The organism is Flavobacterium sp. P3_A6 (genome assembly GCF_056403035.1).
Window position 1 is genome coordinate 142,158 of sequence record NZ_JBFUGG010000008.1, and the last position, 16,194, is coordinate 158,351.

Annotated in this window: 16 protein-coding genes; 7 read left to right on the forward strand and 9 right to left on the reverse strand. The window is 36.2% G+C overall.

Translation table 11 applies throughout. The features are described from left to right. The first annotated feature begins 12 nt into the window (after window positions 1–12). The 7 genes from hisB to AC1DVP_RS10510 all read left to right on the forward strand — a co-directional run bounded on the left by hisB (window position 13) and on the right by AC1DVP_RS10510 (window position 6,418). A complete protein-coding gene (gene hisB / locus AC1DVP_RS10480) occupies window positions 13–1,149 on the forward strand; it encodes a bifunctional histidinol-phosphatase/imidazoleglycerol-phosphate dehydratase HisB (protein ID WP_477183415.1) in 1,137 nt (378 codons plus the stop codon). Window positions 1,150–1,160: 11 nt separating this feature from the next. Then, window positions 1,161–1,508 (forward strand): nuclear transport factor 2 family protein, encoded by a 348-nt coding sequence (locus AC1DVP_RS10485; RefSeq protein ID WP_477183416.1) that lies wholly within the window; start codon window positions 1,161–1,163, stop codon window positions 1,506–1,508. Between the two features lie 4 nt (window positions 1,509–1,512). After that, complete coding sequence (hisH, locus tag AC1DVP_RS10490) at window positions 1,513–2,094, forward strand: imidazole glycerol phosphate synthase subunit HisH (RefSeq protein ID WP_477183417.1); 582 nt, start codon at window positions 1,513–1,515, stop codon at window positions 2,092–2,094. An 86-nt stretch (window positions 2,095–2,180) separates the two neighbouring features. Further along, the gene (gene hisA, locus AC1DVP_RS10495) at window positions 2,181–2,906 is read left to right on the forward strand and encodes a 1-(5-phosphoribosyl)-5-[(5-phosphoribosylamino)methylideneamino]imidazole-4-carboxamide isomerase (RefSeq protein ID WP_477183418.1); all 726 of its coding nucleotides are present in this window, start codon (window positions 2,181–2,183) and stop codon (window positions 2,904–2,906) included. A 55-nt stretch (window positions 2,907–2,961) separates the two neighbouring features. Then, window positions 2,962–3,717 carry an imidazole glycerol phosphate synthase subunit HisF gene (gene hisF / locus AC1DVP_RS10500; RefSeq protein ID WP_477183419.1) on the forward strand — a complete coding sequence of 252 codons (756 nt, stop codon included), beginning with the start codon at window positions 2,962–2,964 and terminating at the stop codon, window positions 3,715–3,717. Window positions 3,718–3,772: 55 nt separating this feature from the next. Next, on the forward strand, window positions 3,773–4,372 hold the full coding sequence (hisIE, locus tag AC1DVP_RS10505; RefSeq protein ID WP_477183420.1) for a bifunctional phosphoribosyl-AMP cyclohydrolase/phosphoribosyl-ATP diphosphatase HisIE: 600 nt from the start codon (window positions 3,773–3,775) through the stop codon (window positions 4,370–4,372). Between the two features lie 390 nt (window positions 4,373–4,762). Beyond that, window positions 4,763–6,418, forward strand: coding sequence for a M1 family metallopeptidase (locus tag AC1DVP_RS10510; protein WP_477183421.1), 1,656 nt, complete (start codon window positions 4,763–4,765; stop codon window positions 6,416–6,418). Window positions 6,419–6,539: 121 nt separating this feature from the next. On the opposite strand, the gene AC1DVP_RS10515 is transcribed toward AC1DVP_RS10510, so the two are convergent. From AC1DVP_RS10515 to AC1DVP_RS10555, 9 genes are read right to left on the reverse strand one after another with little or no spacing between them, the layout of a single operon-like run. Then, window positions 6,540–7,412 carry a sugar phosphate isomerase/epimerase family protein gene (locus AC1DVP_RS10515; RefSeq protein WP_477183422.1) on the reverse strand — a complete coding sequence of 291 codons (873 nt, stop codon included), beginning with the start codon at window positions 7,410–7,412 and terminating at the stop codon, window positions 6,540–6,542. Between the two features lie 14 nt (window positions 7,413–7,426). Beyond that, entirely contained in the window at window positions 7,427–8,320 is an 894-nt protein-coding gene (locus AC1DVP_RS10520) for a hydroxypyruvate isomerase family protein (protein ID WP_477183423.1), read from the reverse strand. Window positions 8,321–8,340: 20 nt separating this feature from the next. Beyond that, on the reverse strand, window positions 8,341–9,570 hold the full coding sequence (locus tag AC1DVP_RS10525) for a nucleoside permease (RefSeq protein ID WP_477183424.1): 1,230 nt from the start codon (window positions 9,568–9,570) through the stop codon (window positions 8,341–8,343). Window positions 9,571–9,611: 41 nt separating this feature from the next. Further along, the gene (locus AC1DVP_RS10530; protein WP_477183425.1) at window positions 9,612–10,322 is read right to left on the reverse strand and encodes a 3-keto-disaccharide hydrolase; all 711 of its coding nucleotides are present in this window, start codon (window positions 10,320–10,322) and stop codon (window positions 9,612–9,614) included. Window positions 10,323–10,347: 25 nt separating this feature from the next. After that, window positions 10,348–11,811: a Gfo/Idh/MocA family protein gene (locus tag AC1DVP_RS10535; protein WP_477183426.1), complete on the reverse strand. Its 1,464-nt coding sequence runs from the start codon at window positions 11,809–11,811 to the stop codon at window positions 10,348–10,350. 17 nt (window positions 11,812–11,828) lie between these two features. Next, window positions 11,829–12,191: a c-type cytochrome gene (locus AC1DVP_RS10540; RefSeq protein ID WP_477183427.1), complete on the reverse strand. Its 363-nt coding sequence runs from the start codon at window positions 12,189–12,191 to the stop codon at window positions 11,829–11,831. An 18-nt stretch (window positions 12,192–12,209) separates the two neighbouring features. Continuing rightward, the gene (locus tag AC1DVP_RS10545; protein ID WP_477183428.1) at window positions 12,210–13,262 is read right to left on the reverse strand and encodes a sugar phosphate isomerase/epimerase family protein; all 1,053 of its coding nucleotides are present in this window, start codon (window positions 13,260–13,262) and stop codon (window positions 12,210–12,212) included. A gap of 10 nt (window positions 13,263–13,272) precedes the next feature. Continuing rightward, window positions 13,273–14,427, reverse strand: a complete 1,155-nt coding sequence (locus tag AC1DVP_RS10550; protein WP_477183429.1) for a Gfo/Idh/MocA family protein — start codon at window positions 14,425–14,427, stop codon at window positions 13,273–13,275. Window positions 14,428–14,443: 16 nt separating this feature from the next. Continuing rightward, entirely contained in the window at window positions 14,444–16,150 is a 1,707-nt protein-coding gene (locus tag AC1DVP_RS10555) for a GMC oxidoreductase (protein ID WP_477183464.1), read from the reverse strand. Window positions 16,151–16,194: the final 44 nt, after the last annotated feature.

Sequence of the window (16,194 nt, forward strand, 5' to 3'; positions counted from 1 at the left end):
AATAAATAAACTATGAAGAAAGTACTTTTTATAGATCGTGACGGAACGATTGTATTAGAACCGGAAGGATATCAATTAGACAGTTTAGAAAAATTAGAATTTTACCCAAAAGCGTTTCAATATTTGGCTAAAATTGCTAAAGAAATGGATTACGAATTGGTAATGGTGACTAATCAGGATGGATTGGGAACCGACAGTTTTCCGGAAGACACTTTTTGGCCAACGCAGAACTTTATTTTAAGAGCTTTTGAAAACGAAGGCGTTCTGTTTGATGATATTTTTGTGGATCGTTCTTTTCCGGAAGATAATGCGCCAACTCGCAAACCTCGTACAGGAATGCTGACAAAATACATTGACAACCCAAATTACGATTTGGCTAACTCATTCGTTCTTGGTGATCGAATTACCGATGTAGAATTAGCTAAAAACTTAGGAGCAAAAGCTATTTTCATGAAATCGGAAGACGATTTAGGATTGGCTGAAATCTCAAGTAAAATAGAAGAATTAGAGGAAATCATTTCCTTGCAGTCTACTGATTGGAAAACTATTTATGAGTTTTTGAAACTTGAAGCGCGTTCGGCATCAATTACAAGAAAAACGAATGAAACAGATATTTACATCAATCTGAACTTAGACGGAACAGGGAAAAGCAAAATCGATACCGGAATTGCGTTTTTCGATCACATGCTTGACCAAATTGCCCGTCATGGACAAATGGACTTGGAAATTTTGGTAAAAGGCGATTTAGAAGTTGACGAACATCATACGATTGAAGATACTGCCATTGCGCTTGGAGAAGTTTTTGCCAAAGCATTAGGCAATAAATTAGGAATTGAAAGATACGGTTTTTGTTTACCAATGGATGATTGCTTATCTCAGGTAGCCATTGATTTTGGAGGCAGAAACTGGTTGGTTTGGGAAACGGAATTCAAACGTGAAATGGTGGGAAAAATGCCAACAGAGATGTTTTATCATTTCTTCAAATCATTTTCTGATGGGGCAAAAGCCAACATCAACATCAAAGCGGAAGGTACCAACGAACATCACAAAATCGAAGCCATCTTCAAAGCTTTTGCTAAAGCGATAAAAGTGGCCGTAAAACGTGATACCGAGAAAATGATTTTGCCGTCAACAAAAGGAATGCTTTAATATTACCAATTATGGATGCTCAAAAATTTGCTAAAGAATGGATTGAATCATGGAATTCTCATGATTTGGAAAACATAATGAAACATTATTCCGAAGATATAGAAATTACTACACCAATGATAAAATTGGCTGGAGGAATCGAAAGCGGTTCTCTTGTCGGGAAAGAATCGGTTAAAGAGTATTGGAATAAAGCCTTAACTAAGTTTCCTGATTTACATTTTGAGCTTATAGAAATTACTTCAAGTGTCAATTCAGTGGCATTATATTACAAATCTATTATGAATAAGATGGCTATCGAAGTAATGTTTTTTGATGATAAAGGATTGGTGAATAAAATAATAGCGCATTATACTAAATAAGAAAATGAAAATAGTAATTATAAATTACGGAGCAGGAAACATTCAAAGCATCATGTTTGCCATCGAAAGACTGGGATTCAAAGCGGTTTTGAGCAACGATCCGAAAGAAATAAAATCAGCAGATAAAGTCATTTTTCCAGGAGTGGGAGAGGCGAGTTATGCCATGAAAATGCTAAAACAAAGTGGTCTTGATACTTTGATTCCAACACTGAAACAGCCTGTATTCGGAATTTGTCTGGGAATGCAGTTGATGTGCAATTCATCTGAAGAAGGAGACACGAAAGGGTTAGGGATTTTTGATGTAGATGTTGTAAAATTCACTTCAAAAGTAAAAGTTCCTCAAATGGGCTGGAACAATATTTATAATCTGAAATCAGATTTATTCAAAGGAATTTCCGAAAATGAATATATGTATTTGGTGCATAGTTTTTACGCTCCTCTTTGTGCTGAAACGATTGCTACTACCGAGTATGAGTTGGAATATTCATCAGCCTTAGAAAATGATAATTTCTACGGAACGCAATTTCATCCTGAAAAAAGCGGTGATGTTGGAGAGCGAATTCTAGGGAACTTTTTGAAATTATAAATTTCAATGGTAATTTCAAAATTCAATTTCAATAGCAATTTTTAAATCTAAAATCAGCAATCGTTAATCAAAAATCTAAAATCTCAATGAGAATAATACCTGCAATAGACATCATAGAAGGAAAATGTGTACGCTTATCCAAAGGCGACTACAATACCAAAATCATATACAATGAAAATCCGCTGGAAGTGGCCAAATCATTCGAAGCACACGGAATCGAATACTTGCATTTGGTGGATTTGGATGGAGCAAAATCCAGCAAAATTGTTAATTATAAAATATTGGAACAAATTGCCACGCAAACCAAATTAAAAATTGATTTTGGCGGTGGACTAAAAGCAGATTCTGATTTGAAAATCGCTTTTGAAAGTGGTGCCAACCAAATCACTGGTGGAAGTATTGCCGTGAAAAATCGTGAGATTTTCGAGAAATGGATTGCAGAATACGGCTCGGGTAAAATCATTTTGGGAGCTGATGCTAATAACGAAAAAGTAGCAGTTTCAGGCTGGCTGGAAGATTCTGATGAAGATTTGGTTCCATTTATTCAGGATTATCAAAGTAAAGGAATTCAATACGTAATTTGCACTGATATTGCAAAAGACGGAATGCTGGAAGGGCCAAGTTTTGATTTGTATGCTAAAATTTTGTTAGAAGCCAAAGGAATTAAATTAATCGCTTCAGGAGGAATTTCAACATTTGATGAGTTACCTAAATTAGCCGAATTGGGCTGTGAAGGAACCATCATCGGAAAGGCAATTTACGAAGGCAGGATTTCATTGAAACAATTGGAAAATTATATTATTTCATTGTAGGCACGCACCGTAGAGATGCACTGGAGTGCATCTCTACATAAAACAATTAAAAAAAATGTTAACAAAAAGAATAATCCCTTGCCTAGACATTAAAAACGGAAGAACCGTAAAAGGCGTTAATTTCGTAGATTTGCGTGATGCTGGCGATCCGGTGGAATTGGCCAAAATCTATTCGGATGAAGGTGCTGATGAATTGGTTTTTCTGGATATTTCGGCAACTGAGGAAAGAAGAAGAACCTTAGTCGATTTGGTTCGCAAAGTAGCTTCGACTATTAATATTCCGTTTACTGTCGGCGGCGGAATTTCAGCAGTGGAAGACGTGGAAGTTTTGCTTCAAAACGGAGCGGATAAGGTTTCCATCAATTCATCAGCGGTTAAGAATCCGCAGTTGATTAATGATTTGGCACAAAAATTCGGAAGCCAATGTGTGGTAGTGGCAATAGATGCTAAGCAGATTGACGGAGAATGGATTGTGCATTTGGTTGGTGGAAAAGTACCTACTGAAATCAAATTATTTGATTGGGCGCAGGAAGTGGAAAAAAGAGGCGCAGGAGAAATTCTTTTTACCTCGATGAACCATGACGGAACTAAAAACGGATTTGCTAATGAAGCTTTGGCTAAATTATCTGAATTAGTAAATATTCCAATTATCGCTTCTGGCGGAGCTGGAAATATTCAGCATTTTGTTGATACATTTGTAGAAGGCAAATCCGATGCGGCATTAGCGGCAAGCGTATTTCATTTCAAGGAAATCGAAATTAAAACATTGAAGGCCGAGTTAAAAAGCAATAATATTGAGGTTAGAATTTAGAGAATAGAAAATCAGATTGAATAATCTTTTATTTTTCAATCGTTAAATTATACAAATGGACATAGATTTTTCAAAAAGCGCACACGGATTGATTCCGGCGATAATTCAAGATAGCGAAACCAAAAATGTTTTGATGCTTGGCTATATGAATGCCGAAGCCTATCAAAAAACTTTGGATACTAAAAAAGTAACTTTTTACAGCCGTTCCAAACAAAGACTTTGGACAAAGGGTGAGGAAAGCGGTAATTTTTTAAATCTGGTATCTATCAAAAATGACTGCGATGACGATACGTTTTTGATACAGGCGAAACCGGAAGGTCCGACTTGTCATACAGGTTCAGATACTTGCTGGCAAGAGCCTAACAATCAAGAATATGGTTTTATTACACATTTAGAAAAAACAATTGCTGTACGAAGAGAAAATGCCGATTCAGAGAAAAGTTATGTAGCTTCTTTATTCGAAAAAGGAATCAATAAAATTGCTCAAAAAGTTGGAGAGGAAGCTGTGGAAGTAGTTATTGAGGCCAAGGATAATAATGATGATTTATTCTTGAGCGAAAGTGCCGATTTACTTTTTCATTATTTGATTTTACTACAGGCAAAAGGATATCAATTGAATGATGTTGTTAACGTTTTAAAAAGTCGTCAGAAATAAAATTTGCATTCTATTTTTTGTTGCAATTACATTAAATATACTAAATGTATCTCCAATTTTATATTTTGATACAACAATTGTTATTGCTTTGTTTCTTGTAAAGACTTACTAAAAGTCCTTACAAGAAACGAAGCAATTTTATTAAAAACGGTATCCTAATTAAAAATGTGAATTATGTAAAATTAATGGCAAATGATTCCTATTGTCTCGCGTGAGGGGGCAGTGGAACTCTTTTTTATTTGGTCTCCGTTTAAAAAAAACGGGAACGTAAAACCCTACCCCGAAGTTTTTACTCAGGGGGCACACCAAAATAAAATTGTTACGATTAACAAATCCATGCTGTGAAATATTTAAAAAAGTATGTAATTTTGATTGAAAATTTCCAAATCCATGAAGAAACACCTAAAAACGTTATTAATTGCATTCTTAATTTCCAGTGGAATTCAAGCACAAGGACTTCTCAAAAAGTCTGAAACTGCTTTTACACATCAGGATACTTTACGTGGAAGCATTACCAAAGAAAGAGCTTGGTGGGATTTAAAATATTATTTTTTGGATATAAAAGTAAATCCTGCAGACAGCACAATTACCGGATCCAATACGATTCAATATAAAGTACTGCAGCCTTATACTGTTATGCAGATTGATTTGCAGCAACCGATGGAAATTACCAAAGTTAGGCAAGATGGAACTGACTTAAAATACAAAAGAGAAGGCAATGCCTTTTTTATAACATTGGCTACGCCACAAAAAGCTGGTGATACAAAAGAAATAAAAGTATTTTATCACGGAAAACCAAAAACAGCAGTAAATCCGCCTTGGGATGGCGGCATCACTTGGAAAAAAGATAAAAACGGAAATAATTTTATTGCATCTTCCTGCCAAGGTTTGGGTGCCAGCGTTTGGTGGCCGAATAAAGACCATATGTATGATGAAGTTGAAGGAATGAAAATCAGTGTGAATGTTCCCAAAAAACTGACCGACGTTTCTAATGGTCGTCTGCAAAACGTAAAAGAATTAAATGATGGCACTAAAACCTATACTTGGGTTGTAAAAAATCCGATCAATAATTATGGCGTAAATATCAATATTGGAGATTATGTTACATTTTCTGAGAAATACAAAGGAGAAAAAGGTGATTTGGACTGCACTTATTATGTTCTGAAAGACAATTTGGCCAAAGCCAAAGCACAATTCAAAGATGTCCCCAGAATGCTGAAAGCTTTTGAACACTGGTTTGGACCATATCCCTTTTATGAAGACAGCTATAAGTTAGTAGAAACTCCTTATTTGGGGATGGAACACCAAAGTTGTGTAACCTATGGAAATAGATATCAAAATGGATATTTAGGGAGTGATTGGAGTGGAACGGGTTGGGGGCTCAAATTTGATTATATTATCATCCATGAATCAGGACACGAATGGTTTGCCAATAATATTACCTATAAAGATATTGCTGACATGTGGATTCACGAAAGTTTTACCTGTTACTCAGAAAGTCTTTTTGTGGAATTTTATTATGGAAAAGATGCTGGAGCGGAGTATGTAAGAGGAATTCGAAAAAATATTCATAATGACAAACCTATTATTGGTCATTATGATGTAAACAGCGAAAGTTCAGGTACCGACATGTATTTCAAAGGAGCTAATTTTTTGCATACTTTGCGCCAGTTAGTAAATGACGATGCAAAATGGAGAACTATATTGAGAGGTTTGAACAGTGCTTTTTATCACCAAACAGTAACAACTAAACAAATTGAGAATTACTTGAGCCAACAGACTGGATTGGATTTAAACCCATTCTTTAATCAATATTTAAGAGATACCCGAATTCCGACATTTGAATATGCTTTTAAAGAAAACACTTTAAAATACCGTTGGACAAATACTGTTTCTGGTTTTGAAATGCCTCTGAAAGTTTTTATAAACGGATCTGAAGTCAACTTGAACCCAAAATCAGATTGGACTGAATTAAACAGTCCTTTTAAAATTGAAAAGATAGAAGTAAATAAGGATTTTTATATTCTTTCTGAGAATATAAATTAAAAACACCAAGTTTTATTTAATGCAAAAGACCAGCAATTGCTGGTCTTTTGCATTAAAGGCTTTATTTTAAAAAAACTGCCAAAATCCTTGTAATCTTAGTGTCTCTCTTTAACAGTTGCTATTAAATTAATTCTTTGGAAGCATATTCAAAACTTTTTTTAATGGAATCCGCAGGATTTGGGGAATAATTGGTTTCCTGTTCGATAAAAAAGTGCCGCATTCCAGAAAGCTTAGCTTCTGCAAAAATGGATTTAAAGTTGATGCTTCCTTCTCCAATTTCAGTATTCCATTCAGTTTTGGATTTATCCATGTCTTTTACGTGCCACATTGTAAATCGACCAGGATTAGCTTTAAACAACTGCAAAGGATCATTTCCTGAACGAACTGCCCAATATAAATCCAATTCAAAATCAACTAGCTTTTTATCTGTTTCCTGCAATAAAATATCGTACCCCGTTTGATTTCCAAACTTTTTAAACTCAAAATCATGGTTATGGTAAGCTAATTTTAATCCTGATTGTTTACATAAAAGTGCTGCTTCATTTATTTTTTGAGCAATTCTTTTGAAATCATCTAAATCACTTCTTAATTTTTCATCTAAATAAGGAACAACTATGTACTCACTTCCTAATTGATTAGCACTTTCAATAGAAGCTTTTAGAAAATCAGCATTATTGTCTTTTATAAAAGAATTAAAATCATAATGTCCACTTGGTGCTTTTAGACCATTATCGGTAAGCATTTTTTTGAAATCTTTTGCAGAAGTGCCAAAAAATCCTTTGTCACTTGAGTACCCATAAGTTTCCACTTCCTTATATCCCGACTTAGCCACATGTTCTAAAACTCCTTTTACGTCTTTAGAAAATGCTTCTCTCAAAGTATATAATTGAATACCGATGCTTTTTTGTTTGGCCGTAAAGGCGAGGGAAGGAGCAATTGCCAATGCGCCTAAGGCCAGACCGCTGTTAATTATAAAATCTCTTCTCTTTATCATTGTTTTTACTTTTATTAAATGTCACAAATTGCAATTGCCTTTTTTAAAGAGGCTATTTTATCTTTTTGTTTAGGAATAAACTCTTGCCCCACAAATCCCGTAAAACCAGTATCTGCAATAGCTTTCATTATGGCACCGTAATTAAGTTCTTGAGTCTCATCAATTTCATTTCGACCTGGAACTCCGCCAGTGTGATAGTGAACAATGTAGTTATGGTTTTCTTGGATTGTTCTAATAACATCGCCTTCGTCAATTTGCATATGGTAAATATCATATAGCAGTTTAAAATTTTCAGAATTAATTCGTTTCACTAATTCTACACCCCAAGCTGTTTTATTACATTGATAATCTTTGTGATTGATTTTGCTGTTTAATAATTCCATAACTAAAGTGACTTTATATTTCTCTGCCAACGGTATTAATTTTTGCAATCCAAGCACACAATTATTCCAGCCTTCTTCATCAGTTTTTCCTCTTCGGTTTCCACTAAAGCAAATCAGGTTTTTATAACCGGCTTCAGCAACCAAAGGAATCATTTCTGTATAATTTTTAATCAACTGTTCATGAAATTTTGGGTCATTGAAACCATCCACAAGATTTAATTCGGCACCATTGCACATAGTCGAAATAAGATTATGTTTTTTTAGTATTGGCCAGTCTTTTGGACCAACCAGATCAATACCGGTAATTCCAATCTTTTTAGCCTCCAAACAAAGCGTTTCTATATCAAAATCATTAAAGCACCAACGAGCTACAGAATGATTAATTCTTCCTTTAAGCATATTCGAATTTAATTTAAGTTCTTCTTTAGGATTAGCCAAAGCCAATAAATCTGATGAAACTCCTAAAATCACAGTTCCTGCAAGAATGCCTTTTATGGCTGTTCTTCTATCAAAAGTTGCACTCATTTTTTTTGTTTTTAAAATACTTAAACTTCATTTGCCAATTTATTTTTATCTTGAAATAAAAGAGCAAAAATCAAGAATACGGCAAAAGCGATTCCAGCAGGAATTATCCATACCATTAGCCAATTGATTGCTCCTTCAACAGTTTTATAATTATCCGTAATCCAGCCTGCAACTGCAAACCCAATTAACATTCCGATACCGTAAGTAGCTAATGTTATCAAGCCCTGAGCAGCACTTTTGTATTTTTCTCCCGCTTTTGAATTGGTATAAATTTGTCCTGAAACAAAGAAAAAATCATAACATATTCCGTGCAAAGCAATTCCAGTTATAAGCATAAAACTCAAATCGCCGCCATTGCCATAAGCAAATAAAATGTAGCGGACAGCCCAAGCAAGCATTCCCACCAGAATTGTTTTCTTAAATCCAAAACGGGCAAAAAATACTGGAATGAATAATAAAAATAATGCTTCTGAAATTTGTCCTATAGCCATTTTCCCTGTCGGATTTTCAACCCCGGCGGCGGTCAGGAAAGGATGTGCATTTTGATAATAAAAAGCCAATGGAATACAAATCAGAATCGATGAAATAAAAAATATTAAGAAATTTTTATCTTTTAAAAGCTTTAAAGCATCAAGACCAATAATATCGGCAATTCTAATTTTTCCTTCACTAACTTTGGGTGGCGTTTTTGGCAATGTGAAACTTAATAGCCCTAAAACCAAAGCCGCAGTTCCTGCCAAAAGAAATGTGTTTTTAAGTAATCCATTAGAAACAGCTTCTGCAGAATCCCAATGAAATAAGAAACTAATAGACAATCCAGCCAAAATCCAGCCTATAGTGCCCCAAACTCTAATGTTTGCAAACTCTTTCTCAGCATCTTTCATTTGGTTGAATGCCACTGAATTTACCAAAGCTAATGTTGGCATGTACAAAATCATATAACTCAATACATAGGCATAAAACATCCCAACATCTGCCGATTGATACATTTTATACATTAAAAACGCTCCCGCTAAATGTAAAATACCTAAAATTTTCTCAGCATTAAAATAACGATCTGCAATCAAACCAATGATAAAAGGCGCAATGATAGCTCCCCAAGATTGGGTTGAAAATACTGCTGCGGTCTCAGATCCGGAAGCTTTTAAATTGTTTCCTAAAAAAGTACCAAGAGTCACAAACCATGCCCCCCAGATAAAAAATTCAAGAAACATCATTACAGATAATTTAATGCGGATAGTTGTATTCATAAAGTGAGGTTAATTTTTGGTTTAAGTATGTTTTGGAGCTATTATTTACAGCCTGTCGTAGTTTCCATAGTATTCCATTCTTTAATCATAATGTTGCGGTACCATACATTATTACCGTGATCCTGTAAAGCAATTTTTCCTTTTTTGAAAGTTCCAAAACCTGGCCATTTAGCGAATTTGCTTCCTGCAACCAATGCTTTAAAATTATCATCCCAAAGTACCGTTTCAACAACAATAACACCGTTTAAAACATAAGTCAGTTTTCCGTTTTTACAAACAACTTCGGCAGTATTCCATTCACCAACTGGTTTAACAGGTTCCGATTTGCTTTGAATTAAATCATATAAATCTCCAGCACGGTGTTTGGTTATTTTTCCATCCGGATGACCGTCATTATCCAAAACCTGCATTTCTAAACCCGTTTCATAAGTGTTTTTATATTTCTGTGGGTTTTCATTCACATAAAAAATGATTCCGCTATTCGCTTTAGGGGCTACTTTCCAGTCCACTTTTAAATGGAAATTTTCATATTCAGCATCAGTTACTAAATCTCCTCCTTGACCATTTTTAGCTCCTTCTGGGTCAAAATGCAAAACGCCGTCTTCAACTTTCCATCCGCCACTAACCGAAGTTTTTCCATAAGTATGCCAGCCTGCAGTGGTTTTACCATCAAAAATAGGTTTGAATCCCTTTTGGGCTTGCATGGCCTGAAATAAAATGAACACTAATGCTGTTGTTATAATTTTTTTCATGGGTTTATTATTTAATTTTATTATTTCAAAAACTTAGGTTTTTCCAACCTTCTCTATAATTGCGTTTTACAAATTGATTTACATCATCAACATTCGTTACTTTTTTGGCTTCATTATCCCAAAGCAGTTTAACCGAACGGCCTGGATACACATCCTCGCCAAGTACTTCTTTGTGCAAATCATAACCTCTTACGGCAAGATTAGCCATTAAAAGAGCTTCTGTTAAAGGGCCGGCAATTTCAAAAGGAGAACTCAATTCTTTTTTGCCATAACCGGCAATACAGCCCTCTATCCATTGTTTTTGATGACCACTGGCACCATCTTTTACTCGAGGATATTTCTCAGCTATTTTTAGATTTTCATTACGGCTTAAAGGCAATAATCTTGGGTTTTCGCTATAAGTATCACAAAGCATTTTTCCTTTGGTTCCAATGAATAAAGTACCATTTCCACCATCACCAAAGATTTCATTGGCCCCTAATTCCTCAGGACGTTCAGGCTGGATACCACCATCCATCCAATGCATTTTGATATCTCCTTTTGTTTTATCGGTTTTGGGAAATGTTAACACAACATGACTGGAAGGAGGACAACTTTCTGGGAAATAGCCTCTTTTGAATTCATCTACATAAACTGAACCAACGCTGCACTGTACATCTTTGGCATATTTTAGATTCAAGACCGAGAATGGCGCTTCCATCAAATGGCATCCCATATCTCCCAATGCACCAGTTCCATAATCCCACCATCCGCGCCAATTGAATGGCACTAACTTGTCTGCATAATTTTTATTAGGAGCTGTTCCAAGCCATAAATTCCAATCCAATTCTTTAGGAATTTCAGTCTTCGCAGTTGACCAAGGAATTCCTTGTGGCCAGACAGGTCTGTCTGTCCAGGCGTAAACCGTATGAACATCTCCAATTAAATCGGCATCATACCATTCCTTTAGAATTCGGGTACCATCATTGGACGAACCTTGATTTCCCATTTGAGTAACAACTTTATAACGGGAGGCGGCCTCAGTCAAGATATGTGCTTCGTAAATATCATGCGCCATTGGTTTTTGCACATACACATGCTTGCCTAACTGCATAGCCGAAAAGGCCTGAATAGCATGATTATGATCGGGTGTAGAAACTGAAACTGCATCAAAATTTTTATGCTCTTTGTCTAGCATTTCACGCCAATCCTTGTAAAATTTAGCATTTGGAAAAGCTCTTACGCTATCAGCAGCTCTTCTTGTATCAACATCACACAAATAAGCAATATTTGCGATGCCGCTTTTCTCAAAAGAAGAAATATCAGACTTACCTTTCCCGCCGACACCAATACTTGCAATTACTAATTTGTCACTGGGAGCCACAAAGCCTCTGCCCATGACATGCCTTGGAATAATCATAAAAGCGGCTGTCGCCAGCACTCCCTTTTTTAGAAAATCTCTCCGAATAGCCGATTCAGGTACTTTATTTTTATTAAGGTCTTTATCCATATAAGGTACTTTTCAATTTATTTGTTGAATGATAGAATGTATTTTGCAATTTTTTTTGCATCGTCTTTTTTTAATGCAGTATGGGAAGCCATAGGTATGGCACCCCAAATTCCAGAACCTCCTTTGATAATTTTATCTGATAAATAACTTATATTTTTATCATTCAATGGGTATTTTTTGGCGATATCCAAATAGGAAGGTCCAATTACTTTTTTATCTATTTTGTGACAGGTAGCACAATCTTGTTTCTTAATTATTATCTCTCCTTCAGAAGGCTGGATTTCTTCTATATCACTATATCCCGTTGAAATTGACTCATAATTCGAAAAAGAACTTAATCCACCTAGAATTATTATTGCCGCTAAAATTTTAATTTTCATTATTTGCTGTTTATTGTCTTATATTCCTAAATTTTTTCTATTAAGCTGTATGTTGGTTTCGACCGCTGCAAAATCATCAAAAGCTTTATCAGTTACTTTAATGATGTGTTTTTTTATGAATTCAGCACCCTCACGAGCACCGTCTACTTGATTCTTCAAACAGCATTCCCATTCCATTACTGCCCAGCCTTTGTAATCATATTGTGCCAATTTGCTAAAAATAGTCTTAAAATCAATTTGACCATCGCCAGGCGAGCGATAACGACCCGCACGATTCAGCCAACTTTGATACCCTCCAAAAGTCCCTTGTTTGCCTGTTGGGTTAAATTCAGCATCTTTCACATGGAAAGCTTTAATTCGTTCATGATAAAAATCGATGTATTGAATATAATCCAATTGCTGCAGCACAAAATGTGAAGGATCATACAAAATGCAAGCGCGCTGATGATTGTTTACCGCTTTGAGAAACATTTCGTAAGTTTCACCATCGAATAAATCCTCACCAGGATGGATTTCATAGCAAACATCTACACCGTTTTTATCAAATTCATTAAGGATTGGCAGCCAGCGGTTAGCCAATTCTTTGAATCCATCTTCAATTAAACCTGGCGGGCGTTGAGGCCAAGGATGAAAATATTGCCACAATAGCGAACCGCTAAAAGTGGCATGCGCATTAAGTCCCAAATTCTGAGAAGCTTTTGCCGCATAATGCAATTGCTGTACTGCCCATTCTTGCCTTGCTTTTGGGCTACCCCGCAAAGCCTGCGGAGCAAATCCATCAAAAAAATCATCATAAGCAGGATGAACAGCAACCAGCTGCCCTTGCAAATGGGTAGAAAGTTCAGATATTTTTAAGCCGTAGGAAGCAACAGTTCCAGTAAGTTCATCAGCATAGGTTTTGCTTTCAGCCGCTTTTTGCAAATCAATAAAGCGGGAATCCAGAGTTGGTATTTGTATACCTTTAAAATCCAGATTGGCCGCCCATTGGCAAATTCCTTCCAAAGAATTAAAAGGAGCTTCATCAGATATAAATTGTGCCAAAAAAACGGCTGGTCCTTGCATTGTGGTCATTTAATTCGATTTAAATTTTAAATTCAGTCCATTTTTGAGTTGATTTTCCCGAAGCAATTACATTTTCTATGAAAGCCATTCCCCGAACACCGTCTTTTACCGTTGGAAAATCAAGCATACTTGCTGTTGGTTCTTTACCAGCTAATTTTGATTGCAATGCCAGTGCAAAGTTTTTATATAAATTTCCAAAAGCTTCCAAATATCCTTCTGGATGCCCGCTTGGAATTCGGGTATTAAAAGCTGCAATTGGTGATAAATAGCCGTTTCCGGCACGATACAATTGAGTAGGAGAGTCGAGCCATTTTACAATTAAAGTGTTTGGTTCCATTTGATGCCATTCTAAGCCCCCTTTTTCTCCATACACTTTAATTTTTAAGCTGTTTTCTTCACCGGCTGCAATTTGGCTTGCCACCAAAATTCCATTTGCTCCATTATCAAATTTAAGCAGTATATTTCCGTCATCATCCAACCTCCTGCTGGCAACGACAGTATTAATATCAGCGCAAATTTGAGTAATTTTCAATCCAGAAATATATTCTGCTAAGTGGGCTGCGTGAGTTCCGATGTCTCCCATACAACCGCTAATACCACTTTTAGACGGATCCGTTCTCCAAGCTGCCTGTTTATTTCCGCCGTTTTCAAAGTCAGTACTTAACCAGCCTTGAGGATATTCGACCATTATTTTTCGAATGGTTCCAAAATTATTTTCAGCTATCATATTTCGCGCCTGCTTTACCATCGGATAGCCTGCATAAGTGTGTGTCAAGCACAAATAAAGTCCGGTTTCTTTAACTTTTTGTTCCAATAATTTTGCCTCAGTTAAGCTCAAAGTCATTGGTTTGTCCAAAACAACATGAAAACCATTTTCTAATGCTAACATTGCAGGAGCAAAGTGGACATGATTTGGAGTTACTATTGAAACAAAATCGATTCTCTCATTTGGAGGTAATTTTGCTTCAATTTCAATCATTTGAATATAGGATTCGTAACATTTATCTTCAGGCAAACCTAATTCTTTACCGGATTCAAGCGATAAATCTGGATTAGAACTAAAAGCGCCGCAATGCAATTCGATTAATCCATCCATGTTAGCCGCAATGCGATGGACTGCTCCAATAAAAGCATTTTTTCCGCCGCCAATCATTCCCATTTTTAATTTTCTCATAATTGAATATCCTAATCTAAATATTTTTCTTCTTTAATTCTTTCACGGCATAATCACAAGCTCTGGCAGTTAAAGCCATATATGTTAATGAAGGATTTTGGCATGCACTTGAAGGCATGCAAGAACCATCAGTCACAAATACATTGCTCACTTCGTGCATTTGATTCCATTTATTCAGCACGGATTCTTTTGGATCATTCCCCATGCGGGCTGTCCCCATTTCGTGAATAGTCATTCCCGGATAACAGCCGTTATCATAAGCTTTTACGTTTTTGACACCTGAAGCTTCAAGCATTTCTGCAGCGTCATACATCATATCTTCACGCATTTTGGCCTCATTCTCTTTATATTCGCAATCAATAGCCAATACAGGCTGTCCCCATTTGTCTTTTTTAGAATGGTCGATGTACACTTTGTTTTCGTAATATGGAAGCATTTCTCCAAAACCGCCTAATCCCATTGTCCATGATTCAGCTGGCCTAGATAAAATTTCTTTGAAATCTCCGCCAAAGTCTAATTCTGCCACTTCTTTATGCCAATTGCCTCTGCTTGCCGCGCCTTGATATCCAAAACCCCGCAAATAATCTCTTTTGTCATCATTAAAATTTTGATACCTTGGGATGTAAATGCCATTAGCTCTTCGTCCATAAGTATATTTATCCTCAAAACCTTCTACAGTTCCTTCAGCGCCACATCTAAAATGATGATCCATTAAATTATGTCCAAGCTGTCCGCTGCCGTTGCCCAATCCATTGGGGTGAGCTTCAGAAATTGAATTCAATAAAATAAAAGTTGAACCTAAGGTTGACCCATTTACAAAAACAATTTTGGCATAAAATTCCATACTTTCATTAGTCTGAGAATCGATAACCATTACTCCTTTGGCTTTTTTGGCGTCCTTATCATAAATAATATGGTTGACAATCGAGTAGGGGCGAACAGTCAGCTTTTTGGTGGCCATAGCTGCTGGTAAGGTAGAAGACTGCGTACTGAAATAGGCTCCAAATGGACAGCCCCTGCTGCATAAATTCCTGTACTGGCAACTTCCTCTGCCTAAATGAGGCACAGTCAGATTTGCAGTACGGCCAATAGTTAATATTCTGGATTTATTATAATGTTTTTCGAGACGTTCTTTAACTGATTTTTCAACGCAATTCATATCCATAGGAGGTAAAAACTGGCCATCTGGCAATAAAGGCCAATTTTCGGCTTGCCCGCTAATGCCAGCAAATTTTTCAACATAATCATACCAAGGCGCAATATCTTTATATCGGATTGGCCAGTCATTGCCATGGCCGTCTTTGATGTTATCTTCAAAATTGTGATCACTGAAACGATAGCTTTGGCGCCCCCACATCAAAGACTTTCCACCGACATGAAAACCTCTGTACCAATCAAATCGTTTATCTTCCGTGTAAGGGCATTCTAAATCATTTACCCACCAGCTTTCATTAGCTTGAGTGTATGGGTAATCCCTGGTCTGTACGGGATGTGCTCGCTTTTGATCTTCAGTTAATTTTCCGCAATAGGCAATTTCCCAAGGTGCTTTCATCGCCGAATCATAATCTTTAATATGCTCAATATTTTCCCCACGTTCCAGCATTAGGACTTTTAATCCTTTTTGGGTTAACTCCTTGGCAGCCCATCCGCCACTTATTCCTGAACCTATAACAATTGCGTCATAAGTATTATTCTTTTTGCTGTCAGAATTGTAATTCACTATTCTCTTTTTAGGAATTAATAAAAAATAAATTTTATAGATGCTTT